We start from the raw sequence: 12,994 nt of genomic DNA, 5'->3' as shown, positions 1-12,994 counted from the left end.
TGCGCAGCCAGTTCACCGCTTGACGCGCTTCACCGTCCAGTTCGTGGCTCCGGTGCAGCCCTCGAGGTACATCCTGCTGCCGCTCATGTTCATCCGCACCTTGTACGCGGATGCGTAGCCCTTCCCGGTGCCCTTCAGCGAGAGCTTGCCGCGGTAGGTGTTCTCCTGGCTGACGGCGCGGCCGTTGACCATCTCGAACGAGCCGTCGTGCTTGACGATCGCCGGCGCGCCGTTCGAGGTGAACACGTTCATCGACAGCTGCGAGCTGCTGTCCGGGCAGTAGCCGAGCACGCTCGCGGTGACCGTGCGGATGGTGCCGCGCTCGACGACCAGGGTGAACTGGCCCGGCCCGCGCCACGTGCCGTCGTAGCGCGCGTCGCCGCCCTTGACGACCGTCAGCGGCTGCGCGATCGCGTCGGTCGCGCCGTTGGCGAGCTTCGCGGTGCCCTCGAGCGTGAGCTTGACGCTGCCGCGCTTCTGCAGCGTGCGCAGTTGCGTGCGGGCGAGCTTGACGCCGACGACGACGTGGCTGTCGGCCTCCAGGTCCTTGACCGAGCCGCTGCCGACCTTCTTCCCGCCGGCCTTCACGACGAAGGTCGCGTCGAACGCCTTCGCGCTGTCGTTGACGACGTACACGTCGACGAGCCCGCGCCGGCCCTCGGCGCCCGCGCGCAGCAGCGCCCGTGTGTCGACGAGGAGCGCGTGGCGTGCGGCGGGTGACGCGGGCGTGCCCGGGTCGGATGCGGGCGGGGTGGAGGGAGCGGCTGGAGTCGACGGCGTCGACGGGGTGGTGGGGGAGCAGGCGACGCAGTCGTCCTCGGTCTCGTCGCCCTTGCCGTCGCGGTCGAAGTCGCCCTCGGTCGTCACGCTGAGCCGCAGCTCCTCGCCGGTGCGCGTCCCCGCGCGGGTCTCGGCGTCGCCGAGCGCCGGCTCGAAGTGCCGGACGCCGTAGCTGTCGTCGTTCACCGCCCGGATGCCGCCGGACTGCAGGTCGACCGCGATCCGCGCGTCGCGGGCCGGGACGGCGAGGTGCGTCTTGAACGTCTGCACGCCGCCGGCGGCCGAGCCCGTGACCGCCTCGGTGGCGCCGAGCGCCGTGGACGTGCCGTCGCCGTCGTGACGCACGAGGCGCAGGCGCGCGGTGGTGCCGGGCGCCAGGTCCGCCGTCCACGACGTGACGATCTCCCCCTCGGGCAGTTGGACGTCGAACCAGCCGTCGGCGCCCCAGGCCAGCGTGCACGCGGCGGTACAGGAGAGGGTCGTGGTCGCGGCGCGCGAGAGGTCGCTGCCGGTCGTCCGGGCGTCCGCGGCCGCCGGAAGCGCCGCGAGCGCGAGGGCCGCGCCGAGCGCGGCCGCGAGCGAGGTCGTCTTCATGGCCGCCACCTTGGCCGGGCGCGCTCGCGGGTACATCGGGGATCCCCCCGGACCTGCGGGCGCGGCTCCGACCCCGGTGGCGGGGCCGGGCCTACTTCGGCGGGTCGACCTCGCGCAGCGTGCCGTCCTCGGGGTCGAAGACGAAGCCGCGGATGTTCCCGCGGTGGGGGAGCTCGGGGCTGCGGCGCAGGCGCTCGAGGCTGTCGCGCAGCGTCGCCTCGATGTCGTCGAAGGCGCCCAGCCGCCAGGTGGGGAGGACCCCGTCGGCGCGCAGCATTCGCGCGTAGTCGTCCTCCGAGGCGCCGTGGAGACCGCAGCCCTCGTGCATGACGACGACGATCTCCTCGGTGCCCAGCAGACGCTGGGACGCGCTCAGCGACCGGATCGCGTCGTCGGTCACGAGACCACCCGCGTTGCGGATGATGTGGGCGTCCCCACGCTCGATCCCGAGCATGGGGAAGAGGTCGATCCGGGTGTCCATGCAGGACAGCACGGCGACCTGGCGGCGGGGGCGCGGGCTGAGGCCCGGGGCTTTCAGCTCGTCGGCGCGGGTGGCGGCCGCTTCGAGCATCTCATCGGCGTTCGGCATCGGCGGCGCGATCATAGGCCGCGGGTCCCTAGGCTGTGCGCCCCGATGAGCTACGTCACCTCCGAGGCCCGGCAGGAGCTGCTGGACACCGTCGCCAAGGCGATCGACGAGATCGCCGTCTCGCTCGCCGCTCTCGGCGATGCCTTCGAGGAGCTCGACGAGCGCGCCGCCGATCAGCTCGAGGCGCAGCTCTTCCGACCGGTGCAGGCCGCCTACGGGCGCGCCAAGCGGACGCACACGGAGTTCGCACAGCGCCATCGCATGCGGATCCGGCGCTTCGATCCGCGCGCGCCACGGGTCGCCACGGCGCGCGAGTCGCTCGAGCGCGCGGCCGACGCGGCCAGCGAGGCCGACACGATCCTCGCGGACCTGCAGGACTCGATGCTCCCGGTCGAGGTGGGCGACGCGGAGCTGCGCGCCGGCCTGGCCGACGTGCGCCGCCAGCTCAGCGAGGCGTCGCTGCGCGCGGCTCAGCTGCTGCGCGTGCTCGGGCGCTGACGACGCGGTCGCGCCCGGCGGTCTTCGCTGCGTGGAGCGCGGCGTCGGCCTCGGCGATCAGCGCGGCGACGTCGCCGATGCCGTGGGCGACGCCGATCGACACGGTCGCCAGGCCGTCGATCCCGTGCGGGTGCTCAATCGCGGCGGCGCGGACGACGCCGCGGATGCGCTCGGCCACCTCGGCGCCCGTGCGCACGGACGCCCGGTCGAGCAGGATCAGCAGCTGCTCGGCGCCGTAGCGGTACGCGCGGTCCTCGGCGCGCAGCGCGCCGCGGACGGCGAGCGCGATCCGGCGCAGGGCGTCGTCGCCGGCCTGATGGCCGAGCGCGTCGTCGTGGTCCTTGAAGTGGTCGACGCCGCACAGCAGGACGGTCGCCCGGACGCCCGGCGGCCGCGCGTCGAGGTCCTCGGCCAGCGCCCGGCGGTTGAGCAGCCCGGTCAGCGGGTCGTGGCGGACGGAGTCCGAGAGCCGTTCGTTGAGCTCCTCCGACCGGTCGCGGTCGGTGATGCAGCGCCGCGCGGCCGCGAGGGAGACGACGAGGAGCAGCAGCGCGAGCGGCACCGCCGCGCCGACGGCGATCTCGATCACGGCGGTCACCCCCCTGATGTCGGCTCCGCGGGGTCGGCCGATGATGGGCTGATCGGCCCTTTGACCGGATGACCCTGCGCTCGACTAGGGTCGCGTCCATGCGCTTCCTCGTGCCGGCCGTCGTCGCCGCGGCCGTCCTGGCCCTCTGCCCGCCCGCGCTCGCCGGCGGCTCGCTCAAGGCCCCCGACTGCGACGGGCAGTACGTCCCGAACCCGCTCGCGAAGCCGACGGACGTCCGGGCCGCGGCGCTCTGCGTCATCAACGCGGCCCGCAAGGCGCAGGGCCTGCCCGCGTTCGCCCGCTCGTCGCAGCTCGAGAAGGCCGCGCAGGGCCACGCGTCCGACGAGGCGCGCAAGGGCTACGCGAACCACAACGGCAGGAACGGGAGCACGATGGCCTCCCGCATCCGCGGCGCCGGGTACCGCTTCTCGGCCTACAACGAGGCGCTCGGCATCGAGGACGAGGCGGCCACGGCGTACGACCTCGTGCGCGGGCTCGTCGCCGGCAAGGGCCACCCGTGCTCGGCGGTCTTCGATCCGCGCTTCCGCGACGTGGGGATCGGCTTCAAGGTCGGCAAGGCCCCCGGCGCGCCGTTCCTCAAGACGACCTACCTCGTCGTCGACTTCGGCCTGAAGGCGGGCCGGAAGCCCGCGTCGTCGAAGACGCGCCCGGCCGCGTCGTGCCCGCACAAGCTGCCCGCGCCACCCTTCACCGGCTCGCCCGTCCAGCCCGGTGGCGCGCCGAGGAGCGGGACGGACACCGTCACGCAGACGCTGCGCTGCGTGGCGCGTGTGACCTGCCGGTTCACCGCGACGCTGCGGCTGATCAGCACGGGCGGCGCGTCGACCCCCGTCGAGGTCACCATCCCCGCGCGCGGGTCGAAGGACGTCGTCTTCCCGTTCACCAAGGAGGCGCTCGACGCGGAGCTCGCGTCGCAGCAGCCGCGGGCCAAGCTCGTGCTCGACCTGGCCGAGCCCGCGGCGTTCAAGGACGAGTTCACCGGTCCGCTCGCGCCCCGGTCGTCGCGATAGCCCGCAGCCTCGTCAACCTGAAGTCCGTCGCCAAGGGCTACGGCGCGCGGTCCGTCCTCGCCGAGGTCACGCTCGGCGTCGCCGACGGCGAGCGGATCGGCGTCGTCGGCCGCAACGGCGACGGCAAGTCGACGCTCCTGCGGCTGCTCGCCGGCGCGGAGGAACCAGACGCCGGCGCGGTCACCCGCACGGGCGGCGTCGTCGTGGCGGCGCTGTCCCAGGGCGACGAGCTCGCGGGCGCGACGGTTCGCGAGGCGCTCGGCGGCGACGTCGCCGACCACGAGTGGGGCGCCGATCCGCGGGTCCGCGCGGTCGCCGCGGGCCTGCTGGCGGGCGTGGCGCTCGACGCCCCGGTCGCGCCGCTGTCGGGCGGGGAGCGGCGCCGCGTGGCGCTCGCCGCGGCGCTGCTCGGCGATCCCGACCTGCTCCTGCTCGACGAGCCCACGAACCACCTCGACGTCGAGGGCGTCGACTGGCTCGCCCGCCACCTCGCGGCGCGGCGCGGAGCGCTCGTCGTCGTCACGCACGACCGCTGGTTCCTCGACGCCGTGTGCACGGCGACGTGGGAGGTCGCCGACGGCTCCGTCCATCAGTACGAGGGCGGCTACGCGGCGTACGTGCTCGCGCGGGCCGAGCGCGAGCGCCAGGCGGCCGCCCGCGAGGAGCGCCGCCGCCAGCTGCTGCGCAAGGAGCTCGCCTGGCTGCGGCGCGGGCCGCCCGCCCGCACGTCGAAGCCGAAGTTCCGCATCGAGGCGGCCAACGCGCTCATCGCCGGGGAGCCGGAGCCGCGCGACCGTGCCGAGCTGCTGCGGTTCGCGACCGCGCGGCTCGGGTCGAAGGTGCTCGAGGCCGAGGACGTCGCGGTCTCCTACGGCGACCGGCCGGTGCTGCGCGGCGTGACGTGGCGGCTCGCGCCCGGCGACCGCGTCGCGCTGGTCGGCGTCAACGGGTCGGGCAAGTCGACCTTGGTGCGCGTGCTGGCCGGCGAGGCCACGCCGTCGTCGGGCGGCGTGGACCGCGGCGCGACGGTGCGGGTCGCCCACCTCTCGCAGGCGGCGACCGAGCTGCCCGGCGGCCTGCGCGTGCTCGAGGCCGTCGAGGAGGTTCGCGGGCGCGTGCGGCTCGGCGACGGGACCGAGCTGACGGCCGGCCAGCTCGCCGAGCGCTTCGGGTTCCGTGGCGAACGCGGCCGGACGCTCGTGCGCGACCTCTCGGGCGGCGAGCGGCGGCGGCTGCAGCTCATGCGGCTGCTCATGGGCGAGCCGAACGTGCTGCTGCTCGACGAGCCGACGAACGACCTCGACATCGACACGCTGACCGCGCTCGAGGACCTGCTCGACGCATGGCCGGGCACGCTGGTCGTCGTCAGCCACGACCGGTACTTCGTCGAACGCGTCTGCGACGACGTCTACGCGCTCGACGCCGGCGGCCGCATCCGGCACCTGCCCGGCGGCATCGACCAGTACCTCGCCGAGCGCCACGCGGCCGAGGAGCCGCCCCCGCCGCCGAAGACCGGCCTCGCCGCCGGATCCCCGCCGCCCGGCGCGGTCCTGCGCGCCGCCCGCAAGGAGCTCCAGCGCGTCGAGCGACGGCTGGAGCGCATCGCCATCCGCGAGGGAGAGCTCCACGAGGAGATGGCCGCCGCCGCGACCGACCACGCCCGCCTCCGCGCCCTCGACGAGGAGCTCCGCGCGCTCCACGCCGAGAGGGACGACCTCGAGGCCGCCTGGCTCGAGGCCAGCGAGACCCTCGAGGGCTGAACCCCCTTCCGCGACCCTCTCGGCGCCAAGAGGGCGCGCGATCTCAGCGGGGCGCCGCGAGGACGGTCGGCTCGGCGCGGCCGCGGAGGGTGATCTCGTCGCCGGTCGTCCAGCGCTCGGCCTCGTCGCCGGTCGCCGCCTCGAGGGTCGCCGCGCTCGCGAGCACGGGGACGTCGCGGTCCTTGGCGAGGTCGGAGAGGCGGGCGGCCTCGTTGACCGGGTCGCCGATGACCGTGTACTCGTAGCGCCGCTCCGTTCCGACGTTGCCGGCGACGGCCTCGCCGGTCGCGACGCCGATCCCCGCGGCGATCTCGGGCACCTCCTCGCGCAGCCGCTCGGCCAGCCGGCGCGCGGCGGTCAGCGCGCACGACGCGGCGCCGTCGACCGGCACGGGCGCGCCGAAGATCGCCAGCGCGGCGTCGCCCTCGAACTTGTTGATCCACCCGCCACACGACTCGACGACGTCGACGACCACGTCGAAGAAGCGGTTGAGCAGGGTCACGACGTCCTCCGGGTCGCGCTCGGCGGCGAGCGTGGTCGACCCGACGATGTCGACGAAGAGCACGCTCACCTCGCGGACCTCGCCGCCCATCTCGATCTCGTCCGACAGCGCCCGCTGCGCCACGTCCTCGCCGACCTGGCGGCCGAAGAGGTCGCGGATGCGCTCGCGGTCGCGCAGGCCGCGCACCATCTCGTTGAAGCCCTCCTGCAGCAGCCCGATCTGCGTCGTGTCCCACACGCTGACCGCCGCGTCGAGGTCGCCGCCGCGGACGCGATCCAGTCCCTGCCGGATCGACGCGATGGGGTGCACGGTCGCGTAGACGGCGAGCACCGACACGCCCGCGCCGAACACCAACGCGATCGCGCACAGGGCGATGATCGTGATGCCGAGCGTCGTCTCGGAGATGTCGACCGACGTCAGCGCGACGACGCCGACGAGCAGCAGCCCGACGACGGGGACGCCGGTCCCCAGCGCCCAGGCGAGCAGCCACCGCGTCGCGACGCCGCGCGTCCGCGGGCGCCGGCCGTCCGCGTCGGCCAGCGCACGCGAGGCCACCGGGCGCAGCGCCAGCTCGCAGAGCAGGTACGCGGCGGCGCTCGTCGTGATCCCGCCGAGCGCGACGGTGCACGCGACGCCGAGCGCCAGCAGCGGATCCCACTGCAGGTTCAGCAGCGTGAAGAGCACGACCGCGCCGCCCCACAGCACGAGCTCCACGGTCATGATCCGCATCGGCGCGCGCAGGGCGAAGCGCCGCTCGCGGTCGGTCGGCGCGCGCTCCCCGACGACCCACGGGCGGATCCCGTGACGGCCGCGCTCGAGCTTGCGCGTGCCCCACACGACGCCGATCAGCAGCGCGAGGACCGTGTAGGCGCCGGCGAGGACGAGGTTCAGGACGAGCGTCGAGGTCTCGTCGTCGAGCGGCGGCTTCGGCAGCACGAGCAGCGCGAACGCGATCACCACGAGCGCGCCGATCGCGTTCGCCACGGCGATGGCGACGAGCGTCAGCCAGCGCACGCGCCGGGCCACGGCGCGGCCGGGCTCGTCGGGGTCGCCGACGAGCCAGCGGTGGTCGATCAGCCCGTCGAGCCGGGAGCGCAGCGCCACGCCCGGCAGCTTGTCATCGCGGGGCGCCGCCGCGCGTCAGCCCGACGTGTCGAGCAGGCTCCAGTCGTCGTTGCGGCCGAACGCGTAGGGAAGGAAGTCGGCGGCGGGGATGCTCCCGACGACGCGCAGCGTCGCGCTCGCGTCGCCCTCGACGTACGTCCCGCGCAGCACCTCGACGACGGGCACCTCATCGAGCGGATCGAGCTCCGTGCCGGTCAGGGTCAGCGTCGCCGGTCCGTCGCGGTGCAGCTGACGGTCGTCCTCGTTCTCCGCGCACGTGACGATCGCGTCCTCCTCGAGCCCGTCGCGGCCCGCGGCCGGCCGCGCCTTCACGTTGAACGCGTTGCGCAGGACCTTCGAGGGCGGGTGCTCGTTGCGCAGCTCGACCGCGAGGTCGACGAGCCGGACGCCGCCGCGCTCGATGAACGCGGTCACGCGGTCGCCGTCGCGCTCGACGCCGGCGTCGGCGATCTTCTTCGGCTCGCCGTAGAGGTCCCGGCCGAACAGCGTCGCGTGGTCGGTGTCCATCCACATCTGCAGCGCGTAGGTCCCCTCGACGTCGCCGAAGCGCGAATGGAGGTAGACGGAGCCGCCGGCGAAGTCGCCCACGCAGTTGCTCGCGTAGTGGCCGACCATGACGGTGACGAGCGGCTGGTCGACCGGCTCGAAGCCGGGCGGCAGCAGGCGCTCGATCGTCGCCGGCTCCGTGAGGAAGTCGACGGTGACCTTCCTCGCGCGGACGAAGCGCGGGTTGCGCAGCGCGGCCTGGATCCGCGCGATCTCCTCGGGGGTCTTGACGTAGCCCATGTTCTCCCTCAGTCGAATCGCTGCCCGCCGTCGACGTTCAGCGTCTGTCCCGTCACCCAGTCCGCGGCGCCGGAGGCGAGGAACAGGACCGCCCGGCCGATGTCCTCGGGCCGGCCCTGGCGCTTGAGCGGCAGGCCCGAGATCCGGGTCGCCTTCGCGGTGCCGGGCGGCGCTCCGGCGGCGGCGTCGCGGCGGGCGAACGTGCCGTCCATCATGTCCGTGTCGGTCGATCCCGGGCAGATGCAGTTGACCCGGATCGCCGGTGCGTACTCCAGCGCCAGCTGCTGGGTGAGGCCGATGAGCGCGAACTTCGTCGCGACGTACGCGCCCATCCGCGGCTGGCCGGCGCGGCCGGCGACGGACGAGATGTTCACGATCGAGCCGCGCCCCGCCGCGACCATCCCCGGCAGGAAGGCCTTCGTGACGAGGTAGACCGCGTTGAGGTTGATGTCGACCGTCCGGTACCAGAGGTCGTCGTCGAGGTCGTGCAGGACGTCCTGGCCCGCGCCGCCGGCGACGCCCGCGTTGTTGACGAGCACGTCGACGGTCCCGAGCGCCGCCTCGATCTCGTCGCGCATCCGCGCGACGGTGGAGCGGTCGGTGAGGTCGCCTTCGACGACGGCGACGCGGCGGCCGAGCGCGGCGAGGTCGGCGTGCGGCCAGGGCTCGCGGTCGTCCCACACGCGAGCGTGGACGGCGACGTCCGCTCCGGCGCGGGCGAGCTCGTTGACGATGCCGCGGCCGATGCCGCGCTGCCGGCCGGCGCCGGTCACGAGCGCGACGCGCCCGGCGAGGCTGGCGTCGTCCATCACGGCGCGAACCCCACCGAACGACGACGCGCCCGGCAAGCGGGCGCGTCGGGGCGGTTGGGGAAGCCCCAACCGGGGGGATGCGAGAGGTGCCTAGGCGGCGCGCAGGAGCGAGCCGGCGGGGTGCAGCTCGGTCACGGACACGTCGGCGCCGGCGGGCGCCTCGCCGGCCATCAGGCCGCGGAGGATGCCGACCATCTCGCTCTGGTTGGCGTGGATGGTGCGGGTCTCCTCACCGGGGAGGGTCAGGGTCAGGTTCCAGGTGCGGTCGGTCATTTGTTCGGGGCTCCGAGGGTTCAAATCGCTTGTTACTTCTATGCACATTCGAAGATACCCCCGAACACATGTTCTTCAGTGACCCTGGTCACTCGGGCGGGCCGAGGTTCACCCGTTGATCACAAGCAGGTCCACCTGCGTGCCGGCCGGGATGGCAGCGCCCGACTCGTTCCAGATGAGCCAGCGGTCGGCGGTGCACCCGGCGACGCCGCCCGAGGCGTTGTAGACGAGCGCGAGGTCCGGCGCCGCGGTCAGCGATGCGGGCGACGTGTCGACGTGCGTCAGCAGGGGCAGCGCGGCGGCGTCGCCGTTGAGGAACGGATGGTCGATGGCGAAGAACGCGTTGCCCGGTCCGCAGAGCACGACGGGCGTGAACCTGACCGCGGCCTTGTTGACTCCGGCGACCGTGAGCTTCCCGTTGTCCAGCTGCAGGGCCTCGCCGTCCCCCGCGCCGCTGTACTTCGCCTCGACGGCGGTGCCGGCCGTGCTGAACGTCTCCCCGCGCACGCCGACGCTCGAGGCGGCGTTGTTCGTCGTCAGGCCGTAGACGCCGAAGCCCGAGGGCGTCTCGCCGTACACGCCCCAGCCCGAGCCGGCCTGGTAGCCGATGACGCCGATGCCCGTGCCGCTCGTGCCGTTGTTGATGCCGCGCACGCCCGCCGAGTAGCCGCCGGGGGTCGTCGGCGTGACGACGCCTCGCACGCCGGTCGCCCCTCCCGTGGCCCCGACGCCGTGGGAGGTCGAGTTCGTCTCACCCACAAGGCCGGGGACCGATCCCGTCGTCGCGGTGTTCGTCGCCGTGAGCGGCGGCTGGCCGGCCGAGGACTCGAGCGTGATCGGCGGCGACAGCGAGAAGACGCCTCCCGCGAGCCCGAGCCCGCTGCCCGCGCTGTACGCCGGCAGCGCCTCGCACGTGAGGTCGCCGGCCGCCGTCACGCCGGTCACGACGCTGCCGGGCGTGCACGAGCTCGCCTTCGCGGTGCCGGTCGCGCCCTGCACGCCGGCGTCGCCCTTCGGACCCGGATCGCCCTTGGCTCCCTGCGCGCCCGCCGCGCCGGCCGGACCCGCCGGGCCGCGCGTCGACGAGGTGACGAGCTTGTACTTCCGCTCGCCCTTCTTGCACTTCTTGGCGAGCCGCAACGTGCCGCTCTTGGACGCGCACGCGGAGACCGTCTTGCCGGCACCGAGCGCATCGGCGGGCAACGCGGGAAGGGAGAGGGCCGCGACGACGCAGGCGGCCGGGAGAAGACGACGGGAGAGCGACATGGAGCGACACTACGCCTTGTGCGTATCGCACAAGGCGCGCGCCGGCGAGCTCATGTGATTCGGGGAGCATCGCCATACCTCGCGCTCGGACCGCTCCGTAGCGTCGCCGTGCAAGTCGAGCGACGGGGAGGTCGTGATGGCGACGATGGTTTCAAGCAGCGACGCAGCGGCGATCGAGGCGCTGCGCACATCGGTCGAGGTGCAGCGCAAGGCGTTCCTGCGCGACCCGTACCCGTCCGCCGCGGACCGGCGCGAACGGGTGCTCGCGGTGGCGGACATGATCCTGGCGAACCGCCTGCGCGTGCGCGACGCCGTGCGCGAGGACTTCGGGTCGCACCCGGCCCTGTTCGCCGACATGGTGGAGACGCTCGGCGTCGCCGGCCGCGCCGCCTACGCGGCCGAGCACCTCGAGGGCTGGATGGCGCCGGAGCCGCGCGAGGCGGACCCCGCGATGTTCGGGACCGGCCGCGCCGAGATGCGCTTCGAGCCCAAGGGCGTCATCGGCAACATCGTCCCCTGGAACTTCCCGTTCGACCTCAGCCTCGGCCCGCTGGTCGACATGCTCGCGGCGGGCAACCGGGTCATCCTCAAGCCGTCGGACTTCACGCCCGCATGCGGCGAGCTGCTGCGCGACATGATCGGCGCGACGTTCGACGCCGACCTCGTCGACGTCGCGGTCGGCGGCCTCGACCTCGCGCGCGAGTTCGCCCGCATTCCGTGGGACCACCTGCTCTACACCGGCAGCCCGCGCGTCGGCCGCGAGGTGGCGAAGGCCGCGGCCGAGCACCTCGTCCCGCTCACGCTCGAGCTCGGCGGCAAGTGCCCGGCGATCCTGCTCGAGGACGGCGTCGAGCCCGAGGGCGTCGGCCACATCGTCGGGATCAAGATGATCAAGAACGGCCAGATGTGCAACACGGTCGACCACGTGCTCGTGCCGCGGGACGAGGTCGACGCGTTCGTCGCGCTGGCCAAGGAGCACGTCGACCGCTCGGTGCCGGACTACTCGCGCACCGACGCGTGCACCGGGATCATCAGCGAGCGCCACCTCGAGCGCCTGGTCGGGCTCGTCGACGAGGCGCGCGAGGCCGGCTGCACGGTCGTCCAGCTCGACAGCGAGGGCGCGATCGATCCGAAGACGCGGCGCATGCCGCTCTCGCTCGTCATCGATCCGCCGGACGACCTCGGGATCGTGCAGGAGGAGGTCTTCGGGCCGATCCTCCCGGTGATCCCGTACGACTCCGTCGACGACGCCATCGCGCGCGTCAACACCGGCGAGCGCCCGCTCGGCCTCTACGTCTTCACGCAGGAGGAGTCCGCGGCCGAGGACGTCCTGCGCCGCACGTCGTCCGGCGGAGCGTGCGTGAACGCGTGCGCCATCCAGGGCGCACTGCCGTCGCTCGGCTTCGGCGGCGTCGGCAACAGCGGGACCGGGCGCCATCACGGCGTCGACGGGTTCCGCGAGTTCTCGAACCCGCGCGGCGTCTTCGTCCGCGGCACGGACGACCAGTGCGCGCTGTTCGTCCCGCCCTACGACGAGCGGCAGCAGGCGCTCGTCGACGGCGCCCTCGGCGCCTGACCCCACAACCAGGAGGAAACCATGGCCCTCGACACCGCACAGGCGACCCGGCAGGGGCGCATGACGCTCGACCGGATGGCGGGGACGATGCCCGTCCACGCGCCCATCTACCCCGAGCCGCCGTTCTACTACAGGAACCTCGAGCTGCTCTCGTGGACGTACGAGACCGACGAGGAGGCGGCGCTCGACCTGCTGCCCGACTGCCTCGAGCTGCGGCTGCCGGCGACGGCGACGCTCGCGGTCCTCGACGCCCCGATGTGCACGCTCGGCTCCTACCAGGAGGCGTTCCTGAGCATCTCGGCGACGTTCCAGGGCGAGCCCGTGGAGTACGTCGTCAACAACCTCCTGACCTCGGACGCGGCGATCGCCGTCGGCCGCGAGATCTGGGGCGTGCCGAAGAAGCTCGGGCACATCGAGCTGCAGAAGACCGACCAGGGGATGCTCGGCATCGTCGAGCGCCCGAAGGGCACGCGCCTGGCGACCGGGCTGTTCCGGCCCGAGCGCGTCATCCCGCGCGAGGACGCCGAGCCGTTCAAGACCCCGCTGCTCACGCTGCGCGTCGTCCCGCACCCGGAAGGCCTGCCGCCGAAGGTCGAGCTGATCGAGCACTTCAGCCCGAAGACGAACAACTACCGCGTGACCGACGAGTGGTACGCGAACCAGTTCACCGGGCCGGGAAGCGTCACGTTCGACACGCACTCCGCGCTCGACCCCTGGTACCTGCTGCCCGTGCGCAAGATGCTCTTCGCCGGCTACTCCGGCGGCCCGTGGAGCTTCGAGCTGCCCTGGGGCCGGATCCTGCACACCTACTGA

At 73.7% G+C, this 12,994-nt stretch carries 13 protein-coding genes; 5 read left to right on the top strand and 8 right to left on the bottom strand.

All coding sequences use genetic code 11. The features are described from left to right. Positions 1-12: 12 nt before the first annotated feature. On the bottom strand, positions 13-1,374 hold the full coding sequence (locus AC1UE4_RS06805; protein ID WP_482916462.1) for a hypothetical protein: 1,362 nt from the start codon (positions 1,372-1,374) through the stop codon (positions 13-15). Positions 1,375-1,465: 91 nt separating this feature from the next. After that, positions 1,466-1,963: a beta-class carbonic anhydrase gene (locus AC1UE4_RS06800; RefSeq protein ID WP_482916461.1), complete on the bottom strand. Its 498-nt coding sequence runs from the start codon at positions 1,961-1,963 to the stop codon at positions 1,466-1,468. Between the two features lie 45 nt (positions 1,964-2,008). On the opposite strand from AC1UE4_RS06800, the gene AC1UE4_RS06795 reads away from it, so the two are divergent. Continuing rightward, a complete protein-coding gene (locus AC1UE4_RS06795) occupies positions 2,009-2,461 on the top strand; it encodes a hypothetical protein (RefSeq protein WP_482916460.1) in 453 nt (150 codons plus the stop codon). On the opposite strand, the gene AC1UE4_RS06790 is transcribed toward AC1UE4_RS06795, so the two are convergent. After that, complete coding sequence (locus AC1UE4_RS06790) at positions 2,409-3,059, bottom strand: GGDEF domain-containing protein (protein WP_482916459.1); 651 nt, start codon at positions 3,057-3,059, stop codon at positions 2,409-2,411. The two genes, AC1UE4_RS06795 and AC1UE4_RS06790, sit on opposite strands and share 53 nt — an antisense overlap. An 89-nt stretch (positions 3,060-3,148) precedes the next feature. On the opposite strand from AC1UE4_RS06790, the gene AC1UE4_RS06785 reads away from it, so the two are divergent. After that, positions 3,149-4,081, top strand: coding sequence for a CAP domain-containing protein (locus tag AC1UE4_RS06785; protein WP_482916458.1), 933 nt, complete (start codon positions 3,149-3,151; stop codon positions 4,079-4,081). Beyond that, entirely contained in the window at positions 4,078-5,841 is a 1,764-nt protein-coding gene (locus AC1UE4_RS06780; RefSeq protein ID WP_482918215.1) for an ABC-F family ATP-binding cassette domain-containing protein, read from the top strand. The genes AC1UE4_RS06785 and AC1UE4_RS06780 overlap by 4 nt, the downstream gene beginning before the upstream one ends. 43 nt (positions 5,842-5,884) lie before the next feature. Here AC1UE4_RS06780 and AC1UE4_RS06775 read toward each other — a convergent pair whose 3' ends face one another. From AC1UE4_RS06775 to AC1UE4_RS06755, 5 genes are all read right to left on the bottom strand, one after another. After that, the gene (locus tag AC1UE4_RS06775) at positions 5,885-7,447 is read right to left on the bottom strand and encodes an adenylate/guanylate cyclase domain-containing protein (RefSeq protein WP_482916457.1); all 1,563 of its coding nucleotides are present in this window, start codon (positions 7,445-7,447) and stop codon (positions 5,885-5,887) included. Between the two features lie 36 nt (positions 7,448-7,483). Then, positions 7,484-8,254 (bottom strand): acetoacetate decarboxylase family protein, encoded by a 771-nt coding sequence (locus AC1UE4_RS06770; RefSeq protein WP_482916456.1) that lies wholly within the window; start codon positions 8,252-8,254, stop codon positions 7,484-7,486. Between the two features lie 8 nt (positions 8,255-8,262). Next, complete coding sequence (locus tag AC1UE4_RS06765) at positions 8,263-9,063, bottom strand: SDR family NAD(P)-dependent oxidoreductase (protein WP_482916455.1); 801 nt, start codon at positions 9,061-9,063, stop codon at positions 8,263-8,265. A gap of 93 nt (positions 9,064-9,156) precedes the next feature. Continuing rightward, positions 9,157-9,339 (bottom strand): hypothetical protein, encoded by a 183-nt coding sequence (locus tag AC1UE4_RS06760; RefSeq protein WP_482916454.1) that lies wholly within the window; start codon positions 9,337-9,339, stop codon positions 9,157-9,159. 108 nt (positions 9,340-9,447) lie between these two features. Continuing rightward, positions 9,448-10,605, bottom strand: coding sequence for a hypothetical protein (locus AC1UE4_RS06755; protein WP_482916453.1), 1,158 nt, complete (start codon positions 10,603-10,605; stop codon positions 9,448-9,450). A gap of 145 nt (positions 10,606-10,750) precedes the next feature. Here AC1UE4_RS06755 and AC1UE4_RS06750 point away from each other — a divergent pair, with 145 nt between their 5' ends. Continuing rightward, positions 10,751-12,181: an aldehyde dehydrogenase family protein gene (locus AC1UE4_RS06750; RefSeq protein ID WP_482916452.1), complete on the top strand. Its 1,431-nt coding sequence runs from the start codon at positions 10,751-10,753 to the stop codon at positions 12,179-12,181. Between the two features lie 21 nt (positions 12,182-12,202). Then, entirely contained in the window at positions 12,203-12,994 is a 792-nt protein-coding gene (locus tag AC1UE4_RS06745; protein ID WP_482916451.1) for an acetoacetate decarboxylase family protein, read from the top strand.

The sequence above is a fragment of the Parviterribacter kavangonensis genome, assembly GCF_056863335.1.
The sequence above is the reverse complement of the archived record's forward strand: the minus strand, read 5'-3'. Positions and strand labels throughout refer to the sequence as shown.

What these genes read in the sequence shown, in the direction of transcription:
- AC1UE4_RS06805 (WP_482916462.1), bottom strand. Translation starts at nt 1,374, where the DNA reads ATGAAGACGACCTCGCTCGCGGCCGCGCTCGGCGCGGCCCTCGCGCTC.
- AC1UE4_RS06800 (WP_482916461.1), bottom strand. Translation starts at nt 1,963, where the DNA reads ATGCCGAACGCCGATGAGATGCTCGAAGCGGCCGCCACCCGCGCCGAC.
- AC1UE4_RS06795 (WP_482916460.1), top strand. Translation starts at nt 2,009, where the DNA reads ATGAGCTACGTCACCTCCGAGGCCCGGCAGGAGCTGCTGGACACCGTC.
- AC1UE4_RS06785 (WP_482916458.1), top strand. Translation starts at nt 3,149, where the DNA reads ATGCGCTTCCTCGTGCCGGCCGTCGTCGCCGCGGCCGTCCTGGCCCTC.
- AC1UE4_RS06770 (WP_482916456.1), bottom strand. Translation starts at nt 8,254, where the DNA reads ATGGGCTACGTCAAGACCCCCGAGGAGATCGCGCGGATCCAGGCCGCG.
- AC1UE4_RS06765 (WP_482916455.1), bottom strand. Translation starts at nt 9,063, where the DNA reads ATGGACGACGCCAGCCTCGCCGGGCGCGTCGCGCTCGTGACCGGCGCC.
- AC1UE4_RS06760 (WP_482916454.1), bottom strand. Translation starts at nt 9,339, where the DNA reads ATGACCGACCGCACCTGGAACCTGACCCTGACCCTCCCCGGTGAGGAG.
- AC1UE4_RS06755 (WP_482916453.1), bottom strand. Translation starts at nt 10,605, where the DNA reads ATGTCGCTCTCCCGTCGTCTTCTCCCGGCCGCCTGCGTCGTCGCGGCC.
- AC1UE4_RS06750 (WP_482916452.1), top strand. Translation starts at nt 10,751, where the DNA reads ATGGTTTCAAGCAGCGACGCAGCGGCGATCGAGGCGCTGCGCACATCG.
- AC1UE4_RS06745 (WP_482916451.1), top strand. Translation starts at nt 12,203, where the DNA reads ATGGCCCTCGACACCGCACAGGCGACCCGGCAGGGGCGCATGACGCTC.